The sequence below is a fragment of the Pseudomonas sp. NC02 genome (genome assembly GCF_002874965.1).
Taxonomy (GTDB): Bacteria; Pseudomonadota; Gammaproteobacteria; order Pseudomonadales; family Pseudomonadaceae; genus Aquipseudomonas.
The window spans coordinates 3,264,824-3,287,944 of the sequence record NZ_CP025624.1; the positions used below are offsets into that span (position 1 = coordinate 3,264,824).

A 23,121-nucleotide genomic window follows, 5' to 3' on the forward strand; every position below is an offset into this window, starting at 1 on the left:
AAGCCGATTGATACAAAAGAAGGGGGGATTTCAGGGAGGGAATATAGTGCTTTTGAGGTGAGATGTTTGCTCTGTTTTGGAGCGGTTTATGGGAGGATTTCTCAGGTCCCCCCATAAAAGGGACTTATGGCCGGGCAACTCGCCCCGACACAAAGTGGCTCACATCATTGAACCCTGGCGTCGACGCATGCCCTGGCGTGACCAGCGAGTCGATGAATGCTTCGTCCTCCGCCGTGATCTTCACCTCCAGCGCGCCGGTGTAGGCATCCCACTGCGCCTCGGTGCGCGGCCCGACAATCGCCGAACTGACCGCCGAGTTGTTCAGGACCCAGGCAATCGCGAACTCGACAATCCCCACGCCACGGCCCTGGGTGTATTGCTGGATCTGCTGGGCGATGCGCAGGGATTCAACGCGCCATTCGGTTTCCAGGATGCGCTTGTCCTGGCGCCCGGCACGGCTGCCGGCTTCAGGCGTTACGTCCGGCGCATATTTGCCGCTGAGCACGCCACGGGCCAGCGGGCTGTAAGGCACCACGCCCAGGCCATACGCGGCGGCGGCGGTGATCTGCTCCACCTCGGCCTGACGGTTGACGATGTTGTACAGCGGCTGGCTGATGATCGGTTTGTCCACCCCCAGGCGCTCGGCCACGCGGATCACTTCGGCGATCCGCCAGCCGCGGTAGTTGGACAAGCCCCAGTGGCGGATCTTGCCCTCGCGGATCAAGTCGCCAATCGCTGAAATCGTGACTTCCAGTGGCGTGTTGTGGTCTTCGCGGTGCAGGTAATAGATGTCCAGGTAATCGGTGTCGAGGCGCGTCAGGCTGGCTTCCAGCGCATTGAAAATCCGCTTGCGACTCAGGCCGCTGCGGTTCGGCAGGCCATCCGCCGGGCCGATGCCGACCTTTGAGGCCAGCACCCAATCCTGGCGCTGGCGGGCGATGGCTTCGCCGACGATTTCCTCGGAGCGCCCGCCGGTGTAGACGTCGGCGGTGTCGATAAAGTTGATGCCTTGATCCCAGGCCTTGTCGATGATGCGCAGCGAGTCCTCGGTGTTGGTCTGCTCGCCAAACATCATGCTGCCCAGGGTCAGTGCGCTGACCTTCAACCCGGACTGGCCCAGTGTGCGGTAAATCATCGTGAACACCTCAAAAGGGGGAGACAGGCCCTATCCAATACCAGAGAGCAAGGCTCTGGAACAAGCCCCGCGACGGTTATTGCGGTAATAGTTCGGCGCAGCGCAGTTGCAGGAAGCGGTGCAGTACCTTGACCCGCTCCGACACCTGCAACCGATGGGGACACATCAGATTGAACGGGGTCGGTTCGCCTTGCCAATCGGTGAGCAACGGCACCAGGCGCCCGGCCTTGATATCGCGCGCTACATCCAGCCGCGCTTTATAGGCGATGCCGTGCCCGGCCAATGCCCAGCGCCGCACGATCTCGCCGTCATCACTGAGGTAGTCGCCGCCGACCTCGACTTCCTGCAACACCTCGCCCTGGCGAAAGTACCAGGTGTTGTTCGCCCGACCCTGGCGCATATAGCGCAGCGTGCTGTGTTGTGCCAGGTCCTGGGGGAGGCGTGGCGTACCGTGGCGCGCGAGGTAGTCGGGGCTGGCGCACGCCACCCGCGTGTGGTCGGGCACCACCGGCAACGCGACCAGGCTGGAGTCCCGTGGTACGCCGAAGCGCAGGGCGATGTCGACGGTTTCGCGGAACAGGTCGGCATTGCTGTCGTTGAGCAGCAACTGAAGGCGCACGTTCGGGTGTTCGAGCTTGAACTCATCCAGCCAGCCCAGCAGCACATTGCGCCCGAAATCCGAGGGCGCGGCCAATTGCAGTAACCCGCTCAGGCTCTGGCCTTGCTGCTTGACCGCCTGTTCGCCTTCCGACAGCGCCTCCAGTGCCACGCGCACACTGTCGAGGTAGCGCCGGCCTTCTTCGGTCAGGCGCATGCTGCGGGTGGAACGCGCCAGCAGCCGGATGCCCAGGCGGGTTTCCAGGCGCTTGAGGGCAATGCTCGCTGCGGCCGGGGTCAGGCTGAGGCTGCGGGCGGCTGCCGACAGGCTGCCGGTGTCAGCAGTGCGTACGAACACTTCAAGGTCGAGGATTGAGCTCATTTGTAAAAATCCTTTAAAGATCTTGTCGTTTTACCGGGATTTTTCAACGATTGCCAAGCTGGGAAGATGAAAGCTCATTTTCTCAGCCAGGTATTTCCCCATGACATCTCCCCTCAACGGCACAACCATCATCGTCATTGGCGGCAGCAGCGGCATTGGTGCCGCGGTGGCCAAGCAGGCCGTGGCACGCGGTGCCCATGTGGTGCTGGCCGGGCGGCGCTTGTCTTCAACCGTGGAGAACGGGGTGCGCAGCGAGCAGGTGGACGTGACCGACGCAGCCTCATTACAGCGCTTGTTCGAAACCGTGGGGCCGTTTGACCATCTGGTCTACACCGCAGGGCCTGCGGTGCAGGCCAAGGCGTTGATCGAGACCGACCTGAACCTGGCGCAAGACAACTTCAACGTGAAGCTCTGGGGTTCGCTGCGGGCGATCCAGTCGGCGCTGCCATTTCTCGCCGAGCGCGGCAGCATCACCCTGACGTCGGGGCAGTTGGGGCGCAAAACGGTTGCGGGGCAATTCATCAAGACCGGCATCAATGCGGCGACCGAAGCGCTGGGCAAGCAACTGGCCAAGGAACTGGCGCCACGGCGGGTCAATGTGGTCAGCCCGGGGGTGATCGACACCGAGGCGTATGCCGGATTGTCCGATGAGCAGCGACTGGCAATGTTTGCCAAGGCGGGCGGGGCGTTGCCGGTGGGGCGCGTGGGGCAGGCCGAAGAAGTGGCTGCCGGGTATGTGCTGGCGATGGAGAACGGGTTTATCACCGGTAGCGTGATTGATGTCGACGGCGGCGGATTACTCTAAAGGCAGCTGAATAAAAAAGGTCCCGCTTTCAGGCGGGACCTGCATTATCAGTAATAGGGCCGTGCTTAATAACGTGGCACCGGAACCGGTTGTGGCGGGTAGTAATAGCCTGGAGGCGGCGCCTGGTAATAGACCGGCGGCGGCTGTTGGATGTACACCGGCTGCGGTTGCACGTAAACCGGTTGCTGCTGCACATAGACCGGAGGCTGGGAGTTGGCGACCACCGAACCCACTACGAGACCGCCGACAACCGCACCCAGCAAAGCCGGGCCACCCCAGCCCCAACCACCGCCATGCCCGTACCCATAACCGTGACCCCAGCCATAGCCATATCCTCCACGGGCTTCTGCTTGCCCTGCGATGGCGAGGGTGGCAATGAGCAACATGGCTACTTTCATTTTTGAGAGTCGACTGATCATGATAAGTCCTCTACGTATGCACCGAACCGGTCTTGATAATATCCCCGGGCATAGGCTTCAGACAGCGGTTTCGGACGGGATGATGGAGTACGAAAGTAAAGGCTGGGTAAAGGTTGTAGCCTATTTGTTACCTGGAATGGGCGTAGAGGTTAATACGGCTGTCAGGCAGTTGTTTGCCTATAAAAACACGCCTTTATATGAGCAGATAGATGACCGGCGCCGCCCTTGATATCACGGCACCGGTCAGCGCTGATTCAAGCCTTGAGTGTGCGCGTCATGCGCAACGCCAGCACACTGCCCGCGACGATCACCGCCGCCAGCAGGTACAGCGCCAGGTCCGTAGACCCGGTGGCATCTTTCACAAACCCGACGATATACGGGCTGAGGAACCCCGCCATCTGGCCCATGGAGTTGATCAACGCCAGACCACCCGCTGCCGCACCTGCGCTGAGCATCGCGGTTGGCACCGGCCAGAACATCGGCAGGCCGGTGAGGGCACCCATGGTGGCGATGGTCAGGCCGAGGATCGCAATGGCCGGCGTGGTTGCAAAGTTCACCGCAATCACCAGCCCGATCGCGCCCATCAGCATCGGCACCACCAGGTGCCAGCGACGCTCCTTGCGCAAGTCGGCAGAGCGGCCCACCAGCAGCATGAACACCGCCGCCAGCAGGTACGGGATCGCACTCAGCCAGCCAATCACCAGGTTATCGCTGAAGCCCATGTTCTTGATGATCGATGGCAGCCAGAAGTTGATGGCGTACACACCGCTCTGGATGCAGAAGTAGATCAGGCCGAACGCCCAGATCGCCGGGTTCTTGAACACTTCCAGCAGCGAGTCGCTGGTAGTCTTCGGCTTGTTGGCCAGGTCGGTCGCCTGGTCGGCTTCCAGCACCGCGCGCTCATGGGGCGTGAGCCACTTGGCGTTGGCAAAGCTGTCGCTGAGCAGGAAGTAGGCGAGGGCGCCGAGGATCACCGTCGGCACGCCTTGCAGCAGGAACATCCACTGCCAGCCCGCAAGCCCGCCCTGGCCGGCGGCGAAGTGGTTGAGGATCCAGCCGGAGAACGGGCTGCCGAGCAGGCCGGATACCGGAATCGCCGACATGAACAGCGCCATGATCCGCCCACGGCGGAAGGTCGGGAACCACTGCGAGAGGTACAGCACCACGCCCGGGAAGAACCCGGCTTCAGCGGCGCCGGTCAGCAGGCGCAAGCCGTAGAAGTGCGTCGGTGTGGTAACGAACAACAGGCAGGTGGACAGGGCGCCCCAGACGATCATCATCAGCGCAATCCAGCGCCGTGGACCGAATTTGGTCAACGCCAGGTTGCTCGGCACGCCGCACAGCACGTAGCCGATAAAGAAGATCCCGGCACCGAGGCCGTACACGGTCTCGCTGAATTTCAAGTCGTCGAGCATCTGCAACTTGGCAAAGCCGACGTTGACGCGGTCGAGGTAGTTGAACAGGTAGCAGATGAAAATGAAGGGGATCAGGCGCAGGGTGATGCGCTTGTATACGGCGTTTTTATCGTCATCGGTGGCCTGGGTAACAGCGGCGCTCTGTGACATGGCAGTCTCTCTTTATTATGATTTTTTGCGATGCGAGGGTAACGTTGATCGCCCAACGAGTCTCGGCCACCTCAAGGGGTGCTGTCTTTGTGCTCGCGCACAGTGAAGCATGGTTTGCGCTGTGCCTATGAACAACCGGTTTTTTTCAGGAATTTAGCCCCATGTTCGAGCTGGATCATGACCTGGCGCAGGATATCGTCAATCGCACCATGGCGATCCTGCCCTATAACGTCAACGTCATGGACAGCCAGGGCCTGATACTGGGCAGCGGCGAACCCGAGCGGATCAACACCCGCCACGAAGGCGCGCAGTTGGTGCTGGCCAACGGGCGGGTGGTGGAGATCGACGGCCAGACCGCCAAGCACCTCAAGGGCGTGCAACCCGGGATCAACCTGCCGCTGCTGCACGACCAGCGCCTGATCGGCGTGCTGGGCATTACCGGTGAGCCGGAATTGCTGCGCACCTATGCCGAACTGGTGCGCATGACTGCCGAAATGCTGGTCAGCCAGCGTCACCAGCAAGCCGAGCAGCAATGGCGGCGCCAGCGCTGCGATGATCTGCTGGCACTGCTGCTGGCCGAGACCGGTGATTCGCCGCGCCTGGTGGATGAAGCCCAGCAACTGGGCCTCAAGCCGCAGCTGGCGCGCACGCCGTACCTGTTCGAGCTGGGCAGCGGCCAGTCGGCCGAGGCCTTGAGCGCCTGGCTGACCTCGCGCTACCCCGACAGCTGGTGCGTCAGCTCCGCGCAGTTTTCCCTGCTGTGGTGCCGGCCTGCGTCGGTGCAGGTCGATAACCCGCGCCTGCTGGAAAAGCTCGACGGCCTGGGCTGGAACATCCTGCGGGTCGCCGTCGGCGGGCAAGCGGACGGGTTGGCCGGCCTGCGCCGTTGTTACCGGCGAGTCGGCGACCTGCTCGCCTATGGCCGTGATGTGCTGCCCGAATCGCGGTTGCTGACCCTCAATCGCTACCGCCTGCCGGTCATGCTCTGGCGCCACCGCAACGACGACGCCCTCGACGAACTGCTCAACCCGCTGCGCAAGGTACTGGCCAAGGACAGCAACGGCCAGTTGCTGGCGACCCTGCGCAGCTGGTGCGACCACGACGGCCAAAGCCAGGCGTGCGCCGATGCCCTGGGGATCCACCGCAACAGCCTGCGCTACCGCATGGAACGCATCGCCGAGCTGAGCGGCGTCGACCCGCTGACCCTCGACGGCATGCTCGCGTTGTACCTGGGCGTGCAGCTATTGCCGCAAGCTTTGTCCAAATGAACAACAAACCCCAGCCACTCTTGTGCAATGGACCGGCGTTATTGCCGGTGCCAACTGGCAGCATGGGCGTTATAAAAACCGGAGAAAGCCCATGAAAATCATCATCGCCCCTGACTCGTTCAAGGACAGCCTGAGTGCCGAGGGCGTGGCGAATGCCATTGCCGAGGGGTTGGCCAGCGTGTGGCCCGACGCCGAGCTGATCAAGTGCCCGATGGCGGACGGTGGTGAGGGCACGGTGGAGTCGGTACTCGCCGCCTGCCAGGGCGAGCTGCGCACCAGCCGTGTGCAAGGGCCATTGGGCGGCAGTGTCGACGCGCATTGGGGCTGGTTGGCCGAGAGCCACACCGCAATCATCGAAATGGCCGAAGCCAGCGGCCTGCAACTCGTGCCACCGGGTCAGCGAAATGCGTGTTCCAGCAGCACCTTCGGCACTGGCGAACTGATCCGCGCCGCCCTGGATGCCGGCGCCCAGCGCATCATCCTGGCCATTGGCGGCAGCGCCACCAACGACGGCGGCGCCGGGGCGATGCTAGCCCTGGGTGTGCAGTTGTTTGATGCCGAGGGAGCAGCGCTGCCCCTTGGCGGCCTGGCGCTGGGCAAGCTATCGCGCATCAGCCTTGAACAACTGGATCCCCGCCTGAACGAAGTGCGCTTCGAAATCGCCGCCGACGTGAACAACCCTTTATGCGGTCCTCACGGGGCCTCGGCGATTTTTGGCCCGCAAAAGGGCGCCAATCCCCAGCAAGTCGAACAACTGGATGCGGCCCTCGGCCATTTCGCCGATCACTGCGCCAAGGTATTGCCCAAGGATGTACGTGACGAACCCGGCAGCGGCGCCGCCGGTGGCTTGGGTTTCGCCGCCAAGGCGTTCCTTGGCGCGCAGTTTCGCGCGGGTGTTGAAGTGGTCGCAGAGCTTGTTGGGCTTGAGCAAGCCGTGCGTGGCGCCGACCTGGTGATCACCGGCGAAGGCAGGTTCGACGCCCAGACCCTGCGCGGCAAGACCCCGTTTGGCGTGGCGCGAATCGCCAGGCAGCACAACGTGCCGGTGATCGTGATCGCCGGCACCCTGGGGGATGGCTACGAGCAAATGTACGCCCACGGTGTGGATGCCGCGTTCGCCTTGCCGTCCGGCCCGACTACCCTGGAACAGGCCTGCAGCGACGCACCGCGCCTGTTGCGCGAGCGCGCCTCGGACATCGCGCGGGTCTGGAAATTGGTGGCTTCGCGTTCCCGATGAGTGCAGTGCAGGGCTCGCCATTCTGAGGCTTTGCCGCCTACACTGGTCGGCCACGTGTTTTTCAAAGGACGAAACACCATGCACACACCTGAACCCAAGATCGTTATCACGCGCTTCACCGAGGCCCACCTTGAAGGCGTCGCTGCGCTCTACAACGACCCGGCTGTCTGCCGTCAGGTGCTGCAAATGCCTTTCCAGTCAGTCGAGGCCTGGCGCAAACGCCTGGTGCAGGACAACGAGCGGCGGCTACAGCTGGTGGCGCTGCATGCCGGTGAAGTGATCGGCCAGCTGGGTTTGGAACAGTATTTGCGCGTGCGCCAAAGCCACGTCGGTTCATTCGGCATGGGCGTCGCCACCGCCTGGCAGGGCAAGGGCGTGGGCTCCCGGCTGCTGGGCGCGGCGCTGGAGGTGGCGGATAACTGGATGAACCTGCACCGGGTGGAACTCACGGTGTACGCCGACAACGAAGCCGCCCACCGGCTGTACCACAAGTTCGGCTTCGAGACCGAAGGCCTGCTGCGCGACTACGCCGTGCGTGACGGCGCATTCGTCGACACCCTGACCATGGCGCGCATCCGCAAGCCGGCCTAGTCGTCCTGCAACGCAAACGCCACCGCAGCCTGCGCATGCAGCTCGGTGGTGTCCAGCAAGGGCAGGTCGCTGTGCTGCGGCTTGATCAACAGGCTGATTTCCGTACAGCCGAGGATGATGGCCTGGGCGCCACGGGCGGCCAAAGACTCGATCACCCGCTGGTACACCTCGCGCGATGCGTCGCTGATCACCCCGACGCACAACTCTTCGTAAATGATCCGGTGCACGGCCTGGCGCTCTTCAGCGTCCGGCACCAGCACGGTCAGCCCCTGTGCCGCCAGGCGTGACTTGAGAAACTCCTGCTCCATGGTAAACGCGGTACCCAGCAGGCCAACGCTCAGGGTGCCAGCTTCCACGGCCGCCGCGCCGGCAGCGTCTGCAATATGCAGAAACGGTATCGACACCGCCGCTTCAATCCGCGGCGCTACCAGGTGCATGGTGTTGGTACACAGCACGATGCACTCGGCGCCCCCGGCTTGCAGGCGGCGGGCGGCGTCTTCGAGGATCAGCGCCGCATCGTCCCAGCGCCCGGCGTGCTGGGCCTGCTCCACCGGGCCGAAGTCGACGCTGTACATCAACAGTTGTGCCGAGCGCAGCGGCCCGAGCTGGTCGCGCACGTTCTGGTTGATGATGCGGTAATACTCGGCGCTGGACTCCCAGCTCATGCCGCCGATAAGGCCGATGGTGCGCATGCGATGCTCCTGAATTGGACGGGCGAGGGCACCACATTACCCGCGCGCTGCGCTTTAGTCATACGCCGGTGTGCGGCATCTGCCATGATCAAGGCTCGCAACATGGGTCACCCAAGGAACACGGCAATGGACGATGTACAACAACTGGGCGAGATGCTGCGTCATTACGCCGACAGCGAAGCCCACAAGAAACAGCAGTTCGAAGTGCAGTCGGCCCATTGGGCGCAGAAGATCGGCGAGTTGTTCGGCCAGATCGAGCAGTGGCTTGCGCCTGTGAAGACGGTCGGTTTGCTGGAAGTGCAGCGCGAGGCGTACGTGGCTTCCGGCCCCAGCGTGCCGGTGGAGACCTCCACCTTCAAGACCGAGAAACTGACCATCCATATCGCCGGCAAACCGGTGGAGTTCGTGCCGGATGTGATGGGCGCCGGCGGTTTGATTTCGCTGTCGGTGATGGGCTTGACCGCCGCCCGCTACGGCAGCATTTCCCTGGTATTGCTGCCGGGGAAAAACGACTGGCTGTGGAAGAAAACCAACGGTTTGAAAGACCCGGATACGTTCGGCTTCGATGCCAACTTCCTGGCGTTGCAGTTGCAGAGCCTGATTCCCCGCGAACGCGGCTAGTCGCTCAATGTGGTGCTTGTGTGGGAGCGGGCTTGCTCGCGAAAGCGGTGTGTCAGTCGCTGTATATGTTGACTGAACCACCGCATTCGCGAGCAAGCCCGCTCCCACAATTAGATCTCTATATTGCCCCAGTCCTGCTTTGTTTCCTCAGGCGCCACCGCGTTGACCCGCTTGCCCGTGGCCAGCTCCACCCGCCGTGCCACTTCCGGGTCATCGGCGAACGGCGTCAGGCTGGCCTCATCCAGGCTCTCCTTCGACTGGCCCCGCAGGCAATACTCCACCGCGCCATACAGGCCGATCACCGCCGCCAGGTTCAGCGCTATCTCCCACATCAGGCGATCTGCGCGTCAAGCTGCGCTACCATCAAATCCGCCACACGCACGGTGCGCCAGGTGTTGTACGCCATCAGCAACATGCCGCTGAGGAAGAACACCCCGCCGACGAATCGCACCACAAATCCCGGATGGCTGGCCTGTAACGCTTCCACAAACGAGTAGGTGAGGGTGCCGTCATCGTTCACCGCCCGCCACATCAGGCCCTGGGTGATGCCGTTGACCCACATCGACGCGATGTACAGCACCGTGCCGATGGTCGCCAGCCAGAAGTGCATATTGATCAGCCCCACACTGTGCATCTGCGCGCGCCCGAAGATTTTCGGGATCATGTGGTACAGCGAGCCAAACGTGATCATCGCCACCCAGCCCAGGGCGCCGGCGTGGACGTGGCCGATGGTCCAGTCGGTGTAATGGGAGAGGGCGTTGACGGTCTTGATCGCCATCATCGGCCCTTCAAAGGTCGACATCCCGTAGAACGCCAGCGACAGCACCAGGAAGCGCAGGATCGGGTCGGTGCGCAATTTATGCCAGGCCCCGGAAAGCGTCATCATGCCGTTGATCATCCCGCCCCAGCTCGGCGCCAGCAGGATCAGCGACATCGCCATCCCCAGCGACTGCGCCCAGTCCGGCAGCGCGGTGTAGTGCAGGTGGTGCGGACCGGCCCAGATGTACAGGGTGATCAGCGCCCAGAAGTGCACGATGGACAGGCGATAGGAATACACCGGTCGCCCGACCTGCTTCGGCACGAAGTAGTACATCATCCCCAGGAAACCGGTGGTCAGGAAGAACCCCACGGCGTTGTGCCCGTACCACCACTGCACCATCGCGTCGGTGGCCCCGGAATACACCGGGTAGGACTTGAACCAGTCCACCGGGATCGACAGGTGATTGACCACGTGCAGCATCGCGATCACCACGATAAATGCACCGAAGAACCAGTTGCCGACGTAGATGTGCTGGGTCTTGCGCTGCACCACAGTGGTGAAAAACACGATCGCATAGGCCACCCACACCACGGTCATCCACACCGCGCCGCTGAACTCGATCTCGGCGTATTCCTTGGTGGTGGTGTAACCCAGTGGCAGGCTGACCAGCATGATCACGATCACCGACTGCCAGCCCCAAAAGGTAAAGGCAGCGAGCTTGTCCGAGTACAGCCGTACCTGGCAGGTGCGCTGTACTGCGTAGTAGCTGGCGGCGAATTGCGCGCTGCCGGCAAAGCCGAAAATCACCAGGCTGGTGTGCAGCGGGCGCAGGCGGCCGAAGGTGGTCCACGGCAGGTCGAGGTTCATCTCGGGCCACACCAGTTGCGAGGCGATCCACACGCCCATGGCCATGCCGACCACGCCCCAGACGATAGTTGCAATGACGAATTGACGCACGACCTTGTAGTTGTAGGCCTGTGCGGTTGATGGTGGTTGCATGCTTAGTCCTCCCACGGTTCCAAGTGGGCGGCACTGTAGGAAGTATGGGTAGAACAATACAGACTCAGACCCGGGTCATTAATACGGATCAGCCACTAACCTGCATTTTTCGCACGTTACCCCCGTCAATAAATCGTTTGTCCAACCCCCGCCCAATGACAAAACTGCAAGTCACTCGCAAAACAACAACGATTGGGCAAAAAACCATATGCAAATCGAGCGCAACTTTTACAACGGCCACTTCGCCGAACCTGCCAGCACCGCCCAAATCGCGGTCTACAACCCCGCGACCGAGGCCCAGGTAGGCCGGGTGTCCGCCGCCACCCCTGATGAAGCCATTGCGGCCGTCGATGCCGCCGCCAGCGCACAGAAAACCTGGGGCAAGCTCACCAGCATCCAGCGCGCCGAACACCTGCGGGCTTTCGCCGCCGCCCTCGAAACCTGCGCTGAAAGCATAGGCCGGGCGCTGGCCAGCGAATCCGGCAAAAGCCTCGACGACGCCAGCAACGAAGCGCGCTACGCCGCCCAGATCACCCGCTACCACGCCGAATGGGCGCGCCGCATCGAAGGCGAAATCATCCCCAGCGACACCCCGGACGAAAACCTGTTCCTGCAACGCGAGCCCATTGGCGTCGTGGCTTGCCTGATTCCGTTCAACTACCCGGTCTATACCCTGCTGCGCAAAATCGCCCCGGCGCTGATTGCCGGCAACACCGTGGTGGTGCGCCCGAGCAACAACACGCCGTTGTCCGCCTTTGAAATCGCCCGCGCCGTCGAGCAGTCGGGCATGCCGGCCGGCGTGATCAACATCCTGACCATGGACCACGCCACCGCCGCCGCCCTGTGCACCCACAAGGCCGTGGGCCTGATCACCCTGACCGGCAGCGTCAACGCCGGGCGCATCGTGCTCGACTACTGCAAGGCCAACATCGCCAAGCCGTCCCTGGAGCTGGGCGGCAAGACCCCGGCGATCATCGAGGCCGACGCCGACCTGGAAAAAGCCGCCAGCGACATCATCGCTTCCAAGACCACCCACTGCGGCCAACTGTGCACGGCCGTCGAGCGGGTGTATGTGCAGGAAAGCGTCTATGACCGATTCCTGGCCCTGCTCAAGGCCAAGATCGGCGCCGTCAAATTCGGTGACCGTGCCACGGATGCGGGCCTGATGGGCCCACTGGTCAACGCCAGCTCCCGGCAGAATATTCACGCCATGGTCGAGCGCGCCATCGCCGACGGTGCTGTACTGGAAACAGGCGGCGTACTCCCCGAAGGTCCGGGCCATTTCTACCCGCCGACGCTGCTAAGCGCCTGCCGCCAGGACATGGAAATCATCCAGGAAGAAATCTTCGGCCCGGTGCTGCCGGTGCTCAAGTACCGCGATATCGACGAAGCGCTGGCCATGGCCAACGATCACCAGTTCGGCCTGTCGTCGGTGCTCTATACCGAGAACTACCGCACGGCCATGAAAGTCGCCAACGCCATCGAGGCCGGCGAGTTGTACGTCAATCGCACCCCGGCCGACCCTTACCAGGGTTTCCACGCCGGCTGGAAACGCTCAGGGCTGGGCGGCGATGACGGCAAGCACGGGATGCTTGAATTCACCCAGACCCGTTTGGTGGTCATGAAGTACTGATTCACCGACCACCGGCTTCACCTCAATAAAAACAATTATCGGGGCACCTGCTCAGTGGGTGCCCGAGGTCTACAAGATGTCCAAGCCTGCACCCGTTGCCCAGGGTTTCGATGCCGTGTCCGCGGCTAAAAGCGACAAGGCCAGTCGCTACTTCCAATTGATGTTGCTGGTACTGGCTGCCGGGGCGATCTACCCGATCCTCTACCTGCGCCAGGTCTACCAGACCACCATGCTCGAGGTGTTCCAGATCAACCACAGCCAGCTGGGTTATCTGTACTCGATGCTCGGTACGATCTTCCTGCTCAGCTACCTGCCGAGCGGCTGGTTGGCCGATCGCCTGCCGCCACGCTTCCTGATCTTCTTTTCGTTGGTGGCCACCGGGGCCCTGGGTATCTGGTACTCCACTGTGCCGTCGATGACCGGCCTGATGATCATCTTCGGCTGCTGGGGCCTGACCACCGGCCTGACCTTCTGGGCTTCGGTGCTCAAGCGGGTGAAGATGATCGCCCATCACAGTGAGCAGGGCCGCTTCTTCGGCATCCTCGACGGCGGCCGTGGCCTGGTGGAAGCCTTGCTGGCGACCGTGGCCCTGGGGCTGTTCGCCTACGCCACCGAGACCCGCAGCCAAACTGCGGCCGAAGGCTTCAAGCACGTGGTGTACCTGTATTCGTTCGTGTGTATCGCCATTGGTTGTGTGCTGGTGCTGCTCAAGGACCCCAAGTCCATGGCCGAAACTGCGGCGGTCGAGAAGGGCAAGTTCAACCTGATCGCCGACCTCACCACCCTGGTGAAAATCCCCGAGCTGTGGCTGGTGACCGCCATCGTGTTCTGCGGTTACCACATGTTCTGGGCCACCTACAGCTTCTCCGATTACCTGCAAGGCAGCGGCATGACCGCCGTGATGGCCGGCACCATCACCACCATCAAGTTGTGGATGCGACCCATCGGCGGGATCGGCGGCGGCTGGCTGGGGGACAAGTTTTCGAACATCTCGGTGCTGATCGTCGCGCTGATGCTGGTGACCCTGGCGATGGTCGGCCTGATCGTGTTCCCGGCCATTGGCAGCCTCGGCTTGCTGATCGGCACGGTGATCTTTATCGGCCTGATGACCTACGCGATTCGCGGCCTGTACTGGGCGATCCTCGACAGCTGCAACATCCCGCTGCGCATCACCGGCCTGGCCATCGGCATCGTCTCGGTGGTGGGTTACCTGCCGGACACCTTTATCCCGCTGATCAATGGCTACCTCACCGACACATACCCGGGGCAGGTCGGCTACAACCTGTACTTCGGCTACATCGCCTTCATCGGCGTGCTCGGGACCCTCGCGGCCCTGACCTTGCGCGCCCGGATCAATCGTAAAAAATTCAACCAGACAGGTGCCTGAGATGAAAATCGTCGCCCTTGAAACCCATATTGTCGCCGTACCGCCGCCGCACATCGGCGGCATGTACTGGCTGTTCGTCAAACTGAAAACCGACTGCGGCATCGAAGGCGTGGGCGAGATCTACGCCGCCACCTTCGGCCCCAAGGCCATGCTGCCGATCATCGAGGACGTGTTCGAGCGCTACCTGCTCAACCACGACCCGCACCATATCGAGCGCTTCTTCCGCCAGGCGTACTCCAGCGGTTTCACCCAGCGCCCCGACCTGACCATGATGGGCGTGGTCAGCGGCCTGGAAATGGCCTGCTGGGACATCATCGGCAAGGCCGCCAACAAACCGGTCTATGAGTTGCTGGGGGGCAAGGTCAACGAACGCCTGCGTTCCTACACCTACCTGTACCCGGTCAACAGCAAGGGCGAGTACGACTACGACGACCCGGACCTGGCCGCCGAATGCGCGATCGAGAACATGAACAAGGGTTTCACCGCCGTGAAGTTCGACCCGGCAGGCCCGTACACCGCGTACTCCGGCCACCAGATCTCCCTGGAAGTGCTGGAACGCTGCGAAACCTTCTGCCGCAAGATTCGCGAGGCGGTGGGCGACAAGTGCGACCTGCTGTTCGGCACCCACGGGCAGATGGTGCCGTCGTCGGCGATTCGCCTGGCCAAGCGCCTGGAGAAATACGACCCGCTGTGGTTCGAAGAACCGGTGCCACCAGGCCAGGAAGAGGCCATGGCCCAGGTCGCGGCGAAGACCAGCATTCCCATCGCCACCGGCGAGCGCCTGACCACCAAGTACGAGTTCTTCAAGCTCTTGCAGGCCGGTGGTGCATCGATCCTGCAAATGAACGTGGCCCGCTGCGGCGGCCTGCTGGAAGCCAAGAAAATCGCGAGCATGGCCGAGGCCTACTACGCGCAGATCGCCCCGCACCTGTACAACGGACCGATCGGCGCAGCGGCGAGTTTCCAGTTAGCCACGTGCACGCCGAACTTCCTGATCCAGGAAAGCATCATGACCTGGGGCGGCTTCCATGCCGAAGTGCTGACCAAGCCGCTGCAATGGGAGGACGGCTACATCATCCCGTCCACCGAGCCGGGCCTTGGGGTGGAGCTGAACATGGACGTGGTGCGCAAGCACACGCCGTACACCGGCGAGCGGCTGCACCTGCAAATGGCGCCCACGCCTGCTGACGTGAAAGACACTTCGCCCGCCAAGGGCTAAAAAAAACGACTTATGCGGTAACCGTGAATGACATACGACTACATCATCGCCGGTGCCGGCGCCGCAGGTTGCGTCCTGGCCAACCGACTCTCCGCCTCGGGCGAGCATTCGGTATTGCTGCTGGAAGCCGGCGGCAAGGACAGCTCCTGGTGGTTCAAGATCCCGGTCGGTTTCGCCAAGATGTACTACAACCCGACCTTCAACTGGATGTACTACAGCCAGCCGCAAAAACAGCTGGCCGACCGTGCCATCTATGCCCCGCGGGGGAAGGTGCAGGGCGGTTCCGGCTCGATCAACGCCATGATCTACGTGCGCGGCCAGGCCCATGATTTCGATGACTGGGCGGCCAATGGCAACGACGGCTGGGGCTTCAAGGACGTGCTGCCGTACTTCCGCAAGCTGGAAAATCACCCCCTGGGCGACACCGAATACCACGGCAGCAGCGGCCCCATCAGCATCACCCCGATGAAGGGCCAGACTCACGCCATCTGCGATGTATTTCTCAAGGGCTGCGAGCAATTGGGCTATGGCCTGAGCGATGACTTCAACGGGCCGAACTTCGAAGGTGCGGGCCTCTACGACGTCAACACCCGCAACGGTGAGCGCTGCTCCAGCAGCTTTGCGCACCTGCACCCGGCGTTGGGTAGGCCGAACCTGACCGTGGAGTTGCATGCGCTGGTAGACCGCGTGCTGTTCGACGATCAGCAGCGCGCCACCGGCATCAGCGTGACCCAGCACGGCGTGGTTCGCACCTTTACCGCGCGCAAGGAGGTGATCCTGTGCGCCGGGGCGGTGGATACGCCGAAGATCCTGCAACTGTCGGGTGTGGCGGACAAGCAATTGCTCGCCGAACACAACATCCCGCTGGTCAAGGACCTGCCTGCAGTGGGGCAGAACCTGCAGGACCACCTCTGCGCCAGTTATTACTACAAGGCCAATATCCCGACCCTGAACGACCAGCTCAGTTCGCTGTTTGGCCAGTTCAAACTCGGCCTCAAATACCTGCTGACCCGCAAGGGCGCGCTGGCCATGAGCGTCAACCAGGCCGGCGGGTTCTTTCGCGGCAACGAAGGGCAGGCGCACCCCAATCTGCAGCTGTACTTCAACCCGCTGTCGTACCAGATCCCGAAAAACAACAAGGCCAGCCTCAAGCCCGAGCCGTATTCAGGCTTCCTGCTGTGCTTCAACCCGTGCCGGCCTACCAGCCGCGGGACGATCCGCATCGCCTCGAAAAACCCACGGGACGCGGCCTTGATCGACCCCAACTACCTGAGCACCCAAAAGGACATCGACGAGGTGATCCAGGGCAGCCGGCTGATGCGCAAGATCATGCAGGCGCCGGCGCTCAAGGGCGTGACGGTGGCCGAGGTATTGCCGGGGCCGGCGGTGCAAACCGATGAGCAGATGCTGCAGTACTTCCGCGAGAACAGCGGCTCGATCTATCACCTGTGTGGCTCTTGCGCCATGGGCTCGGACCCGCTGGTGTCGGTGGTGGACAAGCGCCTGAAGGTGCACGGGATGCAAGGGCTGCGGATTGTCGATGCGTCGATTTTCCCCAACGTGACCTCGGGCAATACCCATGCGGCGGTGTTGATGGTGGCGGAGAAGGGTGCGGATCTGATCCTGCAGGATGCCTGAATTGATCGTTCCCACGCTCTGCGTGGGAATGCATCCTGTGACGCTCCGCGTCACGACTTCAAGAGCAGACGCGGAGCGTCCAGGGCGGCGTTCCCACGCGGAGCGTGGGAACGATCATAGAGAGACCGTGTTCTGCCACTGGGCAACCGTTTCGGCACTGATGCTTACCCCACCACACACAATCACCACCACATCCTCAACCCCGGCAATCGCCCCATGCTCCAGATACGCCACGGCCAACGAAACCCCACATGCCGGTTCCACCAACTGGCGTAAATCATCGGCGTACCGCGCCACGCCTATCATCGCGTCGGCATCACTCAACACCACGCATTGATGGGCAAACCTGCCGATATGCTGCACCGGCCACGTCGCCACCTGGGTCGCGGCCAACGACTTGGCCACGGTATCGATCTTCGCCAGCCGCACGGGCTTTCCAGCCTCTACGGCAGCAGCAAACGAAGCCGCGCCCGCCGTTTCACACGCAATCACCTTGCAGCCGAACCGCCCATGACGCTCCAGGCCCGTCAGAACGCCCGCGAGCAGTCCACCGCCGCCCACCGAGGTCACGATGGCGCCCACCTGAGGGCAGTCCTCGAGAATCTCATCGATCATGCTGCTGTGGCCTTCCCACAACAGCGGGTGATCAAAGGCCGGCACATACAGTGCCTCAGGTGATTCGGAGAGTTGCAGCGCCAGCTCATTGGATTGATCCCACAGATCACCGTGCACCACCACCTCGGCCCCGGCCTGGCGGATGCGTGCGCGGGTGGCTTCGGGGGTGGTGGTCGGCACCACGATCCGCGCCTGTAACCCCAGGCCGCGCGCCGCGAAGGCCGTGGCCAGCCCGGCATTGCCGCCGGAGGGGCATACCACCGTGGTCTTGCCCTGGCTCGCCGCGTAGGCGCACAGCGTGGTCATGCCGCGCAACTTGAACGAGCCACAGGGTTGCAGGTTCTCGAGCTTCAGCCAGACCCGCCGGGTAGCGGTAGACAAGCCGGGGTGCAGGATCAACGGGGTGCGAATCGGCAGCATTTCACAAGTTCCTTTTGGGTGAGGCTGCCATCCTACCTCAGCTCGTGGCTGCCACCAGGGGTTCGGCCGGTGTCCTGCGGCGCGTCACATGGCTGATGCCCATGATGATCAACGGCGTGAACAGGGCGATGTAGGCGTTGTCGATGCCCCACGGATTACCGGCGAGGAACCAGCCGACGGTCGCGAGCAACGAGGCAATGATGCTCAGGAATGCCCCGGCCGCCGTGCCGAATTTCGGCGCGTAGAACACCATCAACACCAGCACGGCCAGGGAGGCGCGTAACGCCTTGCCGAGGAAGGCGATCATCAGCACCTTGTCCGAGGTCAGTGCCATGGCAATCGGCAACAGGCCGACAGCGATGGTCGCCAGGCGCACGAAGCGCAGGGACTTGGCGTCGCTTTTTTCCGGGTTGAACCATGGCTCGTAGAAGTCTCGCAGCAACAACGTCGCCGAGCCCATGCTCACCGCCGAAATGGTGCCGAACAGCGAGCCGGCAAGGCCTGCCACCACCAGCCCGGCCGTCAGTTGGTCCATGCTGGCGATCAGGGTGGGGAAGGCTTGCAGGGAGTCGACATGGGGGAACAGCACCGCGCTGCACATACCGATCAGTGCTGCGCCGATGCCGAACGGCACCATCAGCACCGCCACGTAGAAGCAGGCGCGCTGGGCCTTGCCTGCGTGGCTGACGGTGTTCACCGCCTGGATTACGTATTGGGTGGAGAAGATCGAACCGATCCCGGCGATCATCCAGGCGATGATCTGGCCCCAACCCACGGCGGTCCAGTCAAACATGCTGGCAGGCAATTGCGCTTGCAGCTGGCCGATGCCGCCCACCTGCTTCAGGCCGAACCACAAGGCCAAGCCGACGCCCAGGTATTTCAGGGCGGCGTGGACGAAGTTGGTGTAGATCACTGAGCGCATGCCGCCGATGCTGACGTATGCCACCGAGACTACGCCGACGATCACGATCGCCAGGGTTCGGTCTACTTGCATCACGCTGGCCAATACGGCGCCGCCGCTGGCGTAGATCGAGACGGCGACGATCTCCAGGGCAAAGATGGTGATGATCGACGTGGCGAAGCGGGTGCGTTGGCCGTAGTTGCGCGCGAGTACGCCGGAGATGGTGTTGTCGCCCAGGTCCTTGTATTTGCGCGCCAGTAGCCAGGCGAAGAGTACGAAGCCCAGGGCCAGGGCGAACAGGTTCCAGGCGGCGGAGATGCCGACCTTGAAACCGGTTTGGGCGGTGCCGATGCTGACTGCGGTGCCGATAAATTCCGAGAGCATCAGGAAGCCGATCAGGAACGCCGGGAAGTGGCCGCCGCCGGTGGTGTAGTTGTTGGCGCTGCGGGAGTGGCGGCGGACGCCGTAGCTGATCAGTGCCAGGCTGAGCATGTACAGGCCGGTGATGGACAGTACGATCCATGAGGAGTGGGTGGGCATTTTTTATACTCTTTAGGTATTTTTGTAATTGTGGGTAGTTTCCTCTGCTGGTTTTGCTTTCGTCTAATATCGGGTTGGTATGGTTTGATACTCTTTTGGTATGGGTGTATATCCGTTATCTGGGTAACGGCTACCTATGGTTTCGCTCTTACAGCGAGGGCCGCTGCGCAATACCTGCGTTCGGCCTCGGGCTTATTGGGGCAGTCAGATCAAGATCAAAAGCAAGAGCACGGCGGCCTGAAAGCCGACCTGAGTGTTAAAAGCCAAGCGCTTTTCTGTAGGAGCTGGCTTGCCGGCGATGCAGACACCTCGGTGCATCAGGTACACCCAGTTGATGCCATCGCCGGCAAGCCAGCTCCTACAGTGGACCGTGCCCGCTTTAGCTTCTGATTTGGCTTTTAACACTCAAGCCGGCTTTCAGGCCGCTGTAAGAGCGGAACCAATATCGGCCATCACCCAAATAACGGATATGCCCCCGATCTACCACCCCCGCAACCGCTCCCAAACCTGCACCTCACCATTCTCCAGCAGCGCGCCATAGCTGCCGAACTGCGTCCCCGTAGCACACGCATGGTTAGGCAAAACCCTCAGCCGCGTCCCCAGCGGAAACCGCTCAACCACATCCACCGCCACCCCGTCGAACCAAGCCACCCCATGCTCCTGATTCGCGCTGCCCACCAGCAACCCCTCGATCACCTCACCACCCTCGGTACACACCTGCCCATAACCAAAATCCCGCTTCTGCGACTGCGTCCCACGATCCCGACTCATCGCCATCCACCCCGCGTCGGTAATGATCCAGCCCTTTTCCACCTGATGCCCGATCACCGTAGTCAGCACACTCAACGCCAGCTCATCAATGCGGCACACCCCAACGTTATGCATCACCAAATCAAAAAACGCATAAACCCCAGCCCGCAGCTCAGTCACACCCTCCAGGCTCACCGCCGACAGCGCCGTGGGCGTCGAACCCACACTCACCTGCAAGCAAGGCAACCCCGCCCCCCGAATCACCTCGGCCGCTGCAACACAGCGCGCCCGTTCCTGCTCGGCAATCGCCCGCAACGCCTCAGGCGTATCCAGCCCGTAACTTTCCCCGGCATGAGTCAACACCCCGGCAAGCATCCCGCCGCCATACAGCAGCCTGGCGATCTCCAGCAACAGCGGATCCTGAGGCTTCACCCCGGACCGGTGCCCATCACAGTTAATCTCAATCAGCACCGCAAAAACCTCACCCTGCAGCGCACCAAACTCGACAATCGCCCGGGCCCCGGCAAGGCTGTCGGTGATCAGCGTCAGCGCACACCCCTGACGACGCAACGCCAACGCCTGAGGCAATTTATGCGGCGCCATCGCCACCGCATACAGAACGTCCCGAATGCCGAGGTCGAAAAAATACTCGGCCTCCTTCAACGTCGAAACCGTAATCCCCGTGGCCCCGGCGGCGATTTGCGCCGCCACCACCTCGGCACATTTATGGGTCTTCACATGGGGCCGCAAGCGCACACCCAAGTCATCGGCACGCTGCTGCATACGCAGGATATTGCGCTGCATCCGGCTCACATCCAGCAAAGCTGTCGGGGTTTCCATCGTGCACACTCCAAAAGGTAAATTGACGGTCTATCCAGTACTGGATATGTTGTCTGAATGAAAAAACACACTCCCGAACAAGCGGCCTTGATCAGCCAGCTCGAACAGATTGCCGAAGGCCTGAGCAAGACCTTCAGCCCGTTTTGCGAGGTCGTGCTGCACGACCTGCGCGACCCGCAGCACGCAATCATGGCCATCCACAACAACCTCTCCGGGCGCCAGCCGGGTGACCCGGCCACCGAGCTGGGCCTGGCGCGGATTGCCGATCCCGAGTACCCGCAGGTGATCGCCAACTACCAGAACCAGTTCGCCGACGGGCGTCAGGTCAAGAGCACTTCCATCGGCATCAAGGACTCCACCGGCAAGTACGTGGCGGCCTTGTGCATGAACGTCGACCTCTCGTTGTTCCGTGGCTTGCAGGGCATGCTGGAACAGTTCGGCTCGGTCAGCGGCGATCGGCCCGCCGAGTCTCTCGACCCGTCCGGTGCGGACGCCATTCGTGCGCGCATCGACCAGTTCGCCGCACGCCTGGCGACCACCCCACGAGCCCTCAAGGCCGCCGACCGGCGCCTGCTGATGCAAGAGCTGAAAGAAGCCGGCGTGATGGACATCCGGCGTGCCATGGAAACGGTTGCCTCACACCTTGGGGTCTCGCGGGCGGCGGTCTACACCTACGCCAAATGACCTATGCCGAGCGCGCCACGGCTTCGATTTCAATCAGATAGCCGTGGTGCAGTTCCGGCACCGGCACCACCGCGCGGGCGGGGCGGTGATCCCCCAGCGCAGCGGCGTACAAGCCATCAAATTCAGGCCAGTGTTTTACCCCCACCACGTACACCGTGACTTTCACCAGGTCTGCGGGTGAGCCGCCTGCGGCCTTCAAAATCGCCAACAGATTGTCCAGGGCCACTTGAGCCTGTTCGGCAAACGAAGCCTCGAGGTTATGACGCCCGTCAGGGCTCACCGGCAATTGACCGGAGATGTACAGCGTGCCCTGGTGGCTTACGGCCTGGGAGTAGTGACCGGCAGGCGCCGAGGCCGCGGGGGTGTGGACGAAGTTCATTGTGGAGCGCTCAGCAACTGCGCATACGTTTGGAGGTCGACGTTGCCGCCGGTCACGATGACGCCCACGCGCTGGCCCCGGAACTGATGCTTGAGGTTTCGCAGGGCCGCGAGGCCAAGGCAGCCGGTGGGCTCCACGACCATCTTCATGCGCTGCATGAAGAACTTCATCGAGGCCACCAACTCGGCGTCCGAGACAGTGAAAATGTCAGTGACCTGCTCGCGAATGATCGGGAAGGTGTGCTGACCCAAATGCTGGGTCTGGGCGCCGTCGGCGATGGTGACGGGCGTGTCGATGTGCACGATGCTGCCGCTCTGGAAGGAGCGCTGGCCGTCGTTCCCGGCTTCGGGCTCGACCCCGTACACGAGGCAATCGGGCGCCAGCGCATGGGTGGCCAGCGCGGTGCCGGAGAGCATGCCGCCACCACCCAGGCCGACAAACAGCGCGTCCAGCGGGCCGGTGAACTCCAGCAGCTCCTTCGCGGCAGTGCCCTGGCCGGCCAGCACGTCCGGGTGGTCGAAGGAGGGGATCAGGGTCATGCCGTGTTGCTCGGCGAGTGTGCGACCGATCTGCTCGCGGTCTTCGGTGATGCGGTCATAGAACACCACGCTTGCACCGTATTCCCGGGTAGCGGCGACCTTCGCGGCGGGGGCGTCGGTGGGCATCACGATGGTTGCCGGCATCTGCAACAACCGCGCGGCCAGCGCGATGCCTTGCGCATGATTACCCGAGGAAAACGCCACGACGCCAGCCTTGCGCTGCTGCTCATCAAAACGCGACAGCGCATTGAAGGCGCCGCGAAACTTGAACGAGCCGGTGCGTTGCAGGTTTTCGCACTTGATAAACACCTGGGCGCCGGTCTCGGCATCGAGGGTACGCGAGGTGAACACCGGCGTGCGGTGGGCGAAGCCTTCCAGGCGCTCGGCGGCTTTGATTACGTCATGGTAGGAAGACGGTGGCATGGGAGGGACCTCTCGAATGTCGTTAGATGGATAAAATATCCATATCTATACAAACTGTAAAGTTGCATTTCATGCTAGCGTT

General features: G+C 62.4%; 22 protein-coding genes. 10 read left to right on the forward strand and 12 right to left on the reverse strand.

Going from position 1 to position 23,121, the window contains the following annotated elements:
- Nucleotides 1–124: 124 nt before the first annotated feature.
- Both C0058_RS15660 and C0058_RS15665 read right to left on the reverse strand, forming a co-directional pair.
- Nucleotides 125–1,135, reverse strand: a complete 1,011-nt coding sequence (locus C0058_RS15660; RefSeq protein ID WP_008432538.1) for an aldo/keto reductase — start codon at nucleotides 1,133–1,135, stop codon at nucleotides 125–127.
- A 76-nt stretch (nucleotides 1,136–1,211) separates the two neighbouring features.
- Complete coding sequence (locus tag C0058_RS15665; RefSeq protein ID WP_008432540.1) at nucleotides 1,212–2,114, reverse strand: LysR family transcriptional regulator; 903 nt, start codon at nucleotides 2,112–2,114, stop codon at nucleotides 1,212–1,214.
- A 100-nt stretch (nucleotides 2,115–2,214) separates the two neighbouring features.
- On the opposite strand from C0058_RS15665, the gene C0058_RS15670 reads away from it, so the two are divergent.
- Entirely contained in the window at nucleotides 2,215–2,919 is a 705-nt protein-coding gene (locus tag C0058_RS15670; RefSeq protein WP_003212561.1) for an SDR family oxidoreductase, read from the forward strand.
- A 65-nt stretch (nucleotides 2,920–2,984) separates the two neighbouring features.
- Here C0058_RS15670 and C0058_RS15675 read toward each other — a convergent pair whose 3' ends face one another.
- Together C0058_RS15675 and C0058_RS15685 are read right to left on the reverse strand one after the other, a co-directional pair.
- Entirely contained in the window at nucleotides 2,985–3,338 is a 354-nt protein-coding gene (locus C0058_RS15675) for a hypothetical protein (RefSeq protein ID WP_023658819.1), read from the reverse strand.
- Between the two features lie 254 nt (nucleotides 3,339–3,592).
- A complete protein-coding gene (locus tag C0058_RS15685; RefSeq protein ID WP_003212559.1) occupies nucleotides 3,593–4,903 on the reverse strand; it encodes an MFS transporter in 1,311 nt (436 codons plus the stop codon).
- A gap of 161 nt (nucleotides 4,904–5,064) precedes the next feature.
- Here C0058_RS15685 and C0058_RS15690 point away from each other — a divergent pair, with 161 nt between their 5' ends.
- The 3 genes from C0058_RS15690 to C0058_RS15700 all read left to right on the forward strand — a co-directional run bounded on the left by C0058_RS15690 (nucleotide 5,065) and on the right by C0058_RS15700 (nucleotide 7,999).
- Nucleotides 5,065–6,171: a sugar diacid recognition domain-containing protein gene (locus C0058_RS15690; RefSeq protein WP_003212558.1), complete on the forward strand. Its 1,107-nt coding sequence runs from the start codon at nucleotides 5,065–5,067 to the stop codon at nucleotides 6,169–6,171.
- Nucleotides 6,172–6,262: 91 nt separating this feature from the next.
- The gene (locus tag C0058_RS15695) at nucleotides 6,263–7,408 is read left to right on the forward strand and encodes a glycerate kinase (RefSeq protein WP_102369023.1); all 1,146 of its coding nucleotides are present in this window, start codon (nucleotides 6,263–6,265) and stop codon (nucleotides 7,406–7,408) included.
- Nucleotides 7,409–7,486: 78 nt separating this feature from the next.
- On the forward strand, nucleotides 7,487–7,999 hold the full coding sequence (locus C0058_RS15700) for a GNAT family N-acetyltransferase (RefSeq protein ID WP_003212556.1): 513 nt from the start codon (nucleotides 7,487–7,489) through the stop codon (nucleotides 7,997–7,999).
- On the opposite strand, the gene C0058_RS15705 is transcribed toward C0058_RS15700, so the two are convergent.
- The gene (locus tag C0058_RS15705; protein ID WP_003212555.1) at nucleotides 7,996–8,691 is read right to left on the reverse strand and encodes an aspartate/glutamate racemase family protein; all 696 of its coding nucleotides are present in this window, start codon (nucleotides 8,689–8,691) and stop codon (nucleotides 7,996–7,998) included. The genes C0058_RS15700 and C0058_RS15705 overlap by 4 nt on opposite strands.
- 126 nt (nucleotides 8,692–8,817) lie before the next feature.
- On the opposite strand from C0058_RS15705, the gene C0058_RS15710 reads away from it, so the two are divergent.
- A complete protein-coding gene (locus C0058_RS15710) occupies nucleotides 8,818–9,312 on the forward strand; it encodes a hypothetical protein (RefSeq protein WP_003212554.1) in 495 nt (164 codons plus the stop codon).
- 110 nt (nucleotides 9,313–9,422) lie between these two features.
- Here C0058_RS15710 and C0058_RS15715 read toward each other — a convergent pair whose 3' ends face one another.
- Complete coding sequence (locus C0058_RS15715) at nucleotides 9,423–9,644, reverse strand: CcoQ/FixQ family Cbb3-type cytochrome c oxidase assembly chaperone (protein ID WP_102369024.1); 222 nt, start codon at nucleotides 9,642–9,644, stop codon at nucleotides 9,423–9,425.
- Complete coding sequence (gene ccoN, locus C0058_RS15720; protein WP_102369025.1) at nucleotides 9,644–11,071, reverse strand: cytochrome-c oxidase, cbb3-type subunit I; 1,428 nt, start codon at nucleotides 11,069–11,071, stop codon at nucleotides 9,644–9,646. Before ccoN ends, C0058_RS15715 begins: the two co-directional genes overlap by 1 nt.
- A gap of 208 nt (nucleotides 11,072–11,279) precedes the next feature.
- Between ccoN and aldA the strand changes: the two genes are divergently transcribed.
- From aldA to C0058_RS15740, 4 genes are all read left to right on the forward strand, one after another.
- Complete coding sequence (gene aldA / locus C0058_RS15725) at nucleotides 11,280–12,704, forward strand: aldehyde dehydrogenase (protein ID WP_003212551.1); 1,425 nt, start codon at nucleotides 11,280–11,282, stop codon at nucleotides 12,702–12,704.
- A 76-nt stretch (nucleotides 12,705–12,780) separates the two neighbouring features.
- Nucleotides 12,781–14,091: a nitrate/nitrite transporter gene (locus C0058_RS15730; RefSeq protein ID WP_102369026.1), complete on the forward strand. Its 1,311-nt coding sequence runs from the start codon at nucleotides 12,781–12,783 to the stop codon at nucleotides 14,089–14,091.
- A gap of 1 nt (nucleotide 14,092) precedes the next feature.
- Nucleotides 14,093–15,310 (forward strand): mandelate racemase/muconate lactonizing enzyme family protein, encoded by a 1,218-nt coding sequence (locus C0058_RS15735; protein ID WP_008432553.1) that lies wholly within the window; start codon nucleotides 14,093–14,095, stop codon nucleotides 15,308–15,310.
- Between the two features lie 27 nt (nucleotides 15,311–15,337).
- The gene (locus C0058_RS15740; protein WP_003212548.1) at nucleotides 15,338–16,948 is read left to right on the forward strand and encodes a GMC family oxidoreductase; all 1,611 of its coding nucleotides are present in this window, start codon (nucleotides 15,338–15,340) and stop codon (nucleotides 16,946–16,948) included.
- Between the two features lie 114 nt (nucleotides 16,949–17,062).
- On the opposite strand, the gene C0058_RS15745 is transcribed toward C0058_RS15740, so the two are convergent.
- From C0058_RS15745 to C0058_RS15755, 3 genes are all read right to left on the reverse strand, one after another.
- The gene (locus C0058_RS15745) at nucleotides 17,063–17,983 is read right to left on the reverse strand and encodes a pyridoxal-phosphate dependent enzyme (protein WP_102369027.1); all 921 of its coding nucleotides are present in this window, start codon (nucleotides 17,981–17,983) and stop codon (nucleotides 17,063–17,065) included.
- Nucleotides 17,984–18,020: 37 nt separating this feature from the next.
- Nucleotides 18,021–19,424: a sodium:solute symporter family protein gene (locus tag C0058_RS15750; RefSeq protein WP_102369028.1), complete on the reverse strand. Its 1,404-nt coding sequence runs from the start codon at nucleotides 19,422–19,424 to the stop codon at nucleotides 18,021–18,023.
- A 480-nt stretch (nucleotides 19,425–19,904) separates the two neighbouring features.
- Nucleotides 19,905–21,014, reverse strand: a complete 1,110-nt coding sequence (locus C0058_RS15755; RefSeq protein ID WP_102369029.1) for a DSD1 family PLP-dependent enzyme — start codon at nucleotides 21,012–21,014, stop codon at nucleotides 19,905–19,907.
- 57 nt (nucleotides 21,015–21,071) lie between these two features.
- On the opposite strand from C0058_RS15755, the gene C0058_RS15760 reads away from it, so the two are divergent.
- Nucleotides 21,072–21,698 carry a transcriptional regulator gene (locus C0058_RS15760; protein WP_003212543.1) on the forward strand — a complete coding sequence of 209 codons (627 nt, stop codon included), beginning with the start codon at nucleotides 21,072–21,074 and terminating at the stop codon, nucleotides 21,696–21,698.
- Nucleotide 21,699: 1 nt separating this feature from the next.
- Here C0058_RS15760 and C0058_RS15765 read toward each other — a convergent pair whose 3' ends face one another.
- Both C0058_RS15765 and C0058_RS15770 read right to left on the reverse strand, forming a co-directional pair.
- Nucleotides 21,700–22,077: a RidA family protein gene (locus tag C0058_RS15765; protein ID WP_102369030.1), complete on the reverse strand. Its 378-nt coding sequence runs from the start codon at nucleotides 22,075–22,077 to the stop codon at nucleotides 21,700–21,702.
- Nucleotides 22,074–23,039: a threo-3-hydroxy-L-aspartate ammonia-lyase gene (locus tag C0058_RS15770; RefSeq protein WP_102369031.1), complete on the reverse strand. Its 966-nt coding sequence runs from the start codon at nucleotides 23,037–23,039 to the stop codon at nucleotides 22,074–22,076. Before C0058_RS15770 ends, C0058_RS15765 begins: the two co-directional genes overlap by 4 nt.
- Nucleotides 23,040–23,121 lie beyond the last annotated feature (82 nt).

Bases quoted from the DNA above. Each gene is read 5' to 3' on its own strand.
- C0058_RS15660 (WP_008432538.1), bottom strand. From the start codon at position 1,135: ATGATTTACCGCACACTGGGCCAGTCCGGGTTGAAGGTCAGCGCACTG.
- C0058_RS15665 (WP_008432540.1), bottom strand. From the start codon at position 2,114: ATGAGCTCAATCCTCGACCTTGAAGTGTTCGTACGCACTGCTGACACC.
- C0058_RS15670 (WP_003212561.1), top strand. From the start codon at position 2,215: ATGACATCTCCCCTCAACGGCACAACCATCATCGTCATTGGCGGCAGC.
- C0058_RS15675 (WP_023658819.1), bottom strand. From the start codon at position 3,338: ATGATCAGTCGACTCTCAAAAATGAAAGTAGCCATGTTGCTCATTGCC.
- C0058_RS15685 (WP_003212559.1), bottom strand. From the start codon at position 4,903: ATGTCACAGAGCGCCGCTGTTACCCAGGCCACCGATGACGATAAAAAC.
- C0058_RS15690 (WP_003212558.1), top strand. From the start codon at position 5,065: ATGTTCGAGCTGGATCATGACCTGGCGCAGGATATCGTCAATCGCACC.
- C0058_RS15695 (WP_102369023.1), top strand. From the start codon at position 6,263: ATGAAAATCATCATCGCCCCTGACTCGTTCAAGGACAGCCTGAGTGCC.
- C0058_RS15700 (WP_003212556.1), top strand. From the start codon at position 7,487: ATGCACACACCTGAACCCAAGATCGTTATCACGCGCTTCACCGAGGCC.
- C0058_RS15705 (WP_003212555.1), bottom strand. From the start codon at position 8,691: ATGCGCACCATCGGCCTTATCGGCGGCATGAGCTGGGAGTCCAGCGCC.
- C0058_RS15710 (WP_003212554.1), top strand. From the start codon at position 8,818: ATGGACGATGTACAACAACTGGGCGAGATGCTGCGTCATTACGCCGAC.
- C0058_RS15715 (WP_102369024.1), bottom strand. From the start codon at position 9,644: ATGTGGGAGATAGCGCTGAACCTGGCGGCGGTGATCGGCCTGTATGGC.
- ccoN (WP_102369025.1), bottom strand. From the start codon at position 11,071: ATGCAACCACCATCAACCGCACAGGCCTACAACTACAAGGTCGTGCGT.
- aldA (WP_003212551.1), top strand. From the start codon at position 11,280: ATGCAAATCGAGCGCAACTTTTACAACGGCCACTTCGCCGAACCTGCC.
- C0058_RS15730 (WP_102369026.1), top strand. From the start codon at position 12,781: ATGTCCAAGCCTGCACCCGTTGCCCAGGGTTTCGATGCCGTGTCCGCG.
- C0058_RS15735 (WP_008432553.1), top strand. From the start codon at position 14,093: ATGAAAATCGTCGCCCTTGAAACCCATATTGTCGCCGTACCGCCGCCG.
- C0058_RS15740 (WP_003212548.1), top strand. From the start codon at position 15,338: ATGACATACGACTACATCATCGCCGGTGCCGGCGCCGCAGGTTGCGTC.
- C0058_RS15745 (WP_102369027.1), bottom strand. From the start codon at position 17,983: ATGCTGCCGATTCGCACCCCGTTGATCCTGCACCCCGGCTTGTCTACC.
- C0058_RS15750 (WP_102369028.1), bottom strand. From the start codon at position 19,424: ATGCCCACCCACTCCTCATGGATCGTACTGTCCATCACCGGCCTGTAC.
- C0058_RS15755 (WP_102369029.1), bottom strand. From the start codon at position 21,014: ATGGAAACCCCGACAGCTTTGCTGGATGTGAGCCGGATGCAGCGCAAT.
- C0058_RS15760 (WP_003212543.1), top strand. From the start codon at position 21,072: ATGAAAAAACACACTCCCGAACAAGCGGCCTTGATCAGCCAGCTCGAA.
- C0058_RS15765 (WP_102369030.1), bottom strand. From the start codon at position 22,077: ATGAACTTCGTCCACACCCCCGCGGCCTCGGCGCCTGCCGGTCACTAC.
- C0058_RS15770 (WP_102369031.1), bottom strand. From the start codon at position 23,039: ATGCCACCGTCTTCCTACCATGACGTAATCAAAGCCGCCGAGCGCCTG.